At 70.4% G+C, this 3,885-nt stretch carries 3 protein-coding genes; all 3 read right to left on the bottom strand.

Going from position 1 to position 3,885, the window contains the following annotated elements:
- Nucleotides 1-775, bottom strand: a 775-nt coding sequence (locus AC5LUJ_RS13640) for an AAA family ATPase (protein ID WP_493465039.1), incomplete at its 3' end; no start/stop codon positions are given.
- A 1-nt stretch (nucleotide 776) separates the two neighbouring features.
- On the bottom strand, nucleotides 777-1,934 hold the full coding sequence (dnaN, locus tag AC5LUJ_RS13645; protein ID WP_250286095.1) for a DNA polymerase III subunit beta: 1,158 nt from the start codon (nucleotides 1,932-1,934) through the stop codon (nucleotides 777-779).
- A gap of 845 nt (nucleotides 1,935-2,779) precedes the next feature.
- Nucleotides 2,780-3,885: chromosomal replication initiator protein DnaA (dnaA, locus tag AC5LUJ_RS13650; RefSeq protein ID WP_493465040.1), on the bottom strand; the 1,106-nt coding region annotated here is incomplete at its 5' end.

Below are 3,885 nucleotides of genomic sequence, written 5' to 3' on the forward strand. Positions count from 1 at the left end.
CCGATCCGGGCGGTGTGTCCGGCGCACCCGGTGCGTCCGCTCCAGCCGGCACGCCTGGTCCAGCTGACCCGGGTGATCCGGGCGGCCCGGCCGGCGGCCGGGTGGCAGGCTGGGCCGCGACCGCGCGGTAGGCGGTCGCCACCCGGGGGCGCAGCTGTTCGACCAGCGCCAGCCGCGCGGCCAGCAGCTCGCAGCCGTGCCGGACCAGGTGGGAGTCCCACGCGTCCAGGGTGCGCAGGTCACCGGCGCGGCCGGAGCGCCGCGCCGCCCCGGCCGCCCGCAACAGCGTCGACCGCTGGCGCAGGACCTTGTCGTAGTCGGCGAGCACACCGGCGAGCCGGGGGGCGCGGGCCACCAGCAGATCGTCGAGGAACCGCCGGCGCCCGGCCGGATCCCCCTTGACCAGGGCTAGGTCCTCAGGCGCGAAGAACACCATGACCAGCAGGCCGAGGACGTCGTGGGAGCGGGCGAGGGGTGCCCGGTTGAGCCGGGCCCGGTTCGCCCGGCCCGGAATGATCTCGATCTCGACCAGGGCGGCGCGGTCGTCCCGCGCGATCCGGGCCCGCACCGCGGCGCTCGCGGCGCCCTCGCGGACCAGCGGGGCATCCGAGGCCACCCGGTGGCTGCCGAGCGTCGCCAGGTAGCCGACGGCCTCCAGCAGGTTGGTCTTGCCCTGCCCGTTGGAGCCGACGAACGTGTTCACCCCGGGTTCGAGCAGCAGATCCAGCGCCGGATAGGACCGGAAGTCCACCAGCGACAGATGGGTGAGACGCACGTCACCCGGACAGCCGGATCGGCATGAGCAGGTACCGGTAGTCCGGGACCTCGCCGTCGTCGGGCGCCTTGCCGGTGAGGATGGCGGGCTTCTTGGACGCCTCGTCCGCGTCGTCGGCGCTGGCGAACCCGATATGGACGACGTCGGACTCCAGCGCACCCAGGCCGTCGAGCAGGTACGCCGGGTTGAAGGCGATCGACAACGGCGGCCCGCCGTAGCCGACCGGCAGCGTCTCCTGGGCCTGGGCCTCACCGCCGGCCCCGGCCTCCAGGACCAGTTGGTCGTCGGCGAAGCTCAGCTGGACCGGGGCGGTACGGGCGGCGACCAGCGCGACACGCTTGACGGCCTCGGCGAACGGGGCGATCTCGAGCTGGGCGGTCAGCGGCGAGCTGTCGGGCAGCAGCCGCTGGTAGGGCGGGAACGAGCCGTCCACCAGACGGGTGGTGGTCTGGCGGCCGGCACCGGCGAACCCGGCCAGCGCCTCCCCGGAGGGACCCGAGCCAAGGGAGATCGCGACCTCCACCCCACCCCCGGACAGGGACTTCGCCGTCTCGCTCAGCGTGCGCGCCGGCACCATGGCCACGCCGTCGGCCGTCTCGGACGCCGGGCGCCACTTCAGCTTCCGGACCGCCAGCCGGTAACGGTCGGTAGCGGCCAGGGTGAGGGCATCGCCGTCGATCTCGATCCGCACGCCGGTGAGGACGGGCAGGGTGTCGTCCTTGCCCGCGGCGACGGCGACCTGGGAGACGGCCCCGGCGAACGCCGCGCCCTCGATGTGGCCGGTGACCGCCGGCATCGGTGGCAGCGCCGGGTAGTCGTCCACCGACATGGTCGGCAGGGTGAAACGCGCGTTGCCGCAGGTGAGGACCACCCGCGCGCCGTCGGTGTACAGATCGACCGGCGCGGACGGCAGCGCCCTGGTGATCTCGGCGAGCAGCTTGCCGGAGACCAGGGCCCGGCCCTCCTGCTCGATCGTCGCGTTCACGCCGGACTGGGCGGCGACCTCGTAGTCGAAGGCCGCGACCGTCAGCGACGGCCCGGTGGCGTCCAGCATGAGGCCGGCGAGGACCTGAAGCTGGGAGGTCGCCCGGGTCGGCAGCGTGCGTGCCGTCCACGCCACGGCATCGGTGAAGTCGTCCCGTTCAACCCGGAACTTCATGATTCGCCCTTCTGAACCGTTCGTTCTCGTGACCACGCCGACCTGTCATGCCGGCTGCGCGCTGACAGGTGCAGGTCCCCGCCGGATGCTGCCGGTGGCCCGACGAACACGTTCGCAGGTCCGACCGCTGTCGTGCCGCTGCCTGTCCTCGTCGAGCCATGTCGAGCCACTGTTGAACCGTTGTCGGCCCACTGTTGGACCGCTGTCAGGCCACCATGCCGCATCCGGTACGGCGTTCCAGCATCGCAGGCTTCGGCCGGCGGCTCACAGCGGGGGCCGGCACACGGCCCGGCACGGGGGTGGGATCGCCACGGTGGCCCGCTGTGAGTGACGAGCTCTGACGAGTCCCCGGACGGCGGTCCGGAGGCGACGCGCGGACGATCATGCGAGGTTGTCCCCAGGCCCAACTTCGTCTGAGGTTTGTTCATTAGAGAAAGATCTAGTCCGTCGTGTTAGTAGGGCCGGTGGATACTGGGGATAACTTGCGTTTTCGCAGCTCAGGGGCTTGAGAGGGGGTGCAGATCGTGTGGATGCCGCTGTGCCCAACTCCGGTGGATATCCACCGCCGGCCTGGTTGTCCCCCGCTCGTCCCCGGTTGTTCGCAGTCTGTCCCCCGGCTGTGCACAGCTTCCGCACAGCCTGTCCCCGGTTACGCACAGGCCGCCGCGGAGCTTTCGTCCCCAGATTCCACAGGGTTTTCCACAAGCTGTGCACAAGACTCCACAGGGACAACGGCGTGGATCCGGCTACTGGGGGTAGTCCCTCCCCCTGTCCCGCCTGGGTCATGCCTGTCGGGCCAGGCGTACCCGTCGGGCCTGTCGGGCGAGCTGTGTCCGCCGGGCGGGTCAGGCCTGCCGGGTCTGCGCCCGGATGCGGTTGGTCAGTTCGGTGACCTGGTTGTAGATCGCCCGGCGTTCGGCCATCAGTCCCCGGATCTTGCGGTCGGCGTGCATCACCGTGGTGTGGTCCCGGCCGCCGAAGTGCTGGCCGATCTTCGGCAGTGACAGGTCGGTCAGCTCCCGGCACAGGTACATGGCGATCTGCCGGGCGGTGACCAGCACCCGGCTGCGCGACGTGCCGCACAGGTCCTCCATGGTCACGCCGAAGTAGGTCGCGGTCGCGTTCATGATCGCGGCAGCGGTGATCTCCGGGTCGGCCGCGTCCGGGATCAGGTCCCGCAGGACGATCTCGGCCAGCGTCCGGTCGACATGCGACTTGTTCAGGCTCGCGAACGCCGCCACCCGGATCAGCGCGCCCTCGAGCTCCCGGATGTTGCGCTCGATGTGGGTGGCGATGTACTCCAGCACGTCGCCGGGGACCGGCAGCCGCTCGGTGGCGGCCTTCTTCGACAGGATCGCGATCCTGGTCTCCAGGTCGGGCGGGGTGACGTCGGTGATCAGGCCCCATTCGAACCGGCTGCGCAGCCGGTCCTCCAGCGCCGAGAGCTGCTTGGGGGAGCGGTCGGAGGAGATGACGATCTGCTTCTCGGTGTCGTGCAGCACGTTGAAGGTGTGGAAGAACTCCTCCTGGGTGCGCTCCTTGTTCTCCAGGAACTGGATGTCGTCGACCAGGAGCACGTCGGTGTCCCGGTAGCGGCGTTGGAACGCCTGCTGCCGGTCGTCCCGGATCGAGTTGATGAAGTCGTTGGTGAACTCCTCCGAGCTGACGTACTTCACCCGCGAGTCGGGATACAGCTTCAGCGTGTAATGACCGATCGCGTGCAGCAGGTGGGTCTTGCCGAGCCCGGAGTCGCCGTAGATGAACAGCGGGTTGTACGCCTTCGCCGGCGCCTCGGCGACGGCCACCGCAGCCGCGTGCGGGAATCGGTTACTATCACCGATGACGAACGTCTCGAACACGTACCGTGGGTTCAGCCGGGTCGGCTCGTAGGATCGGGGCGCCGGGTCGCGCCCGAGGCCCGGGGTGATCCTGGCTGTGTCCGCCGCGGACG

The sequence above is a fragment of the Protofrankia sp. CiP1_Cm_nod3 genome (genome assembly GCF_982290655.1).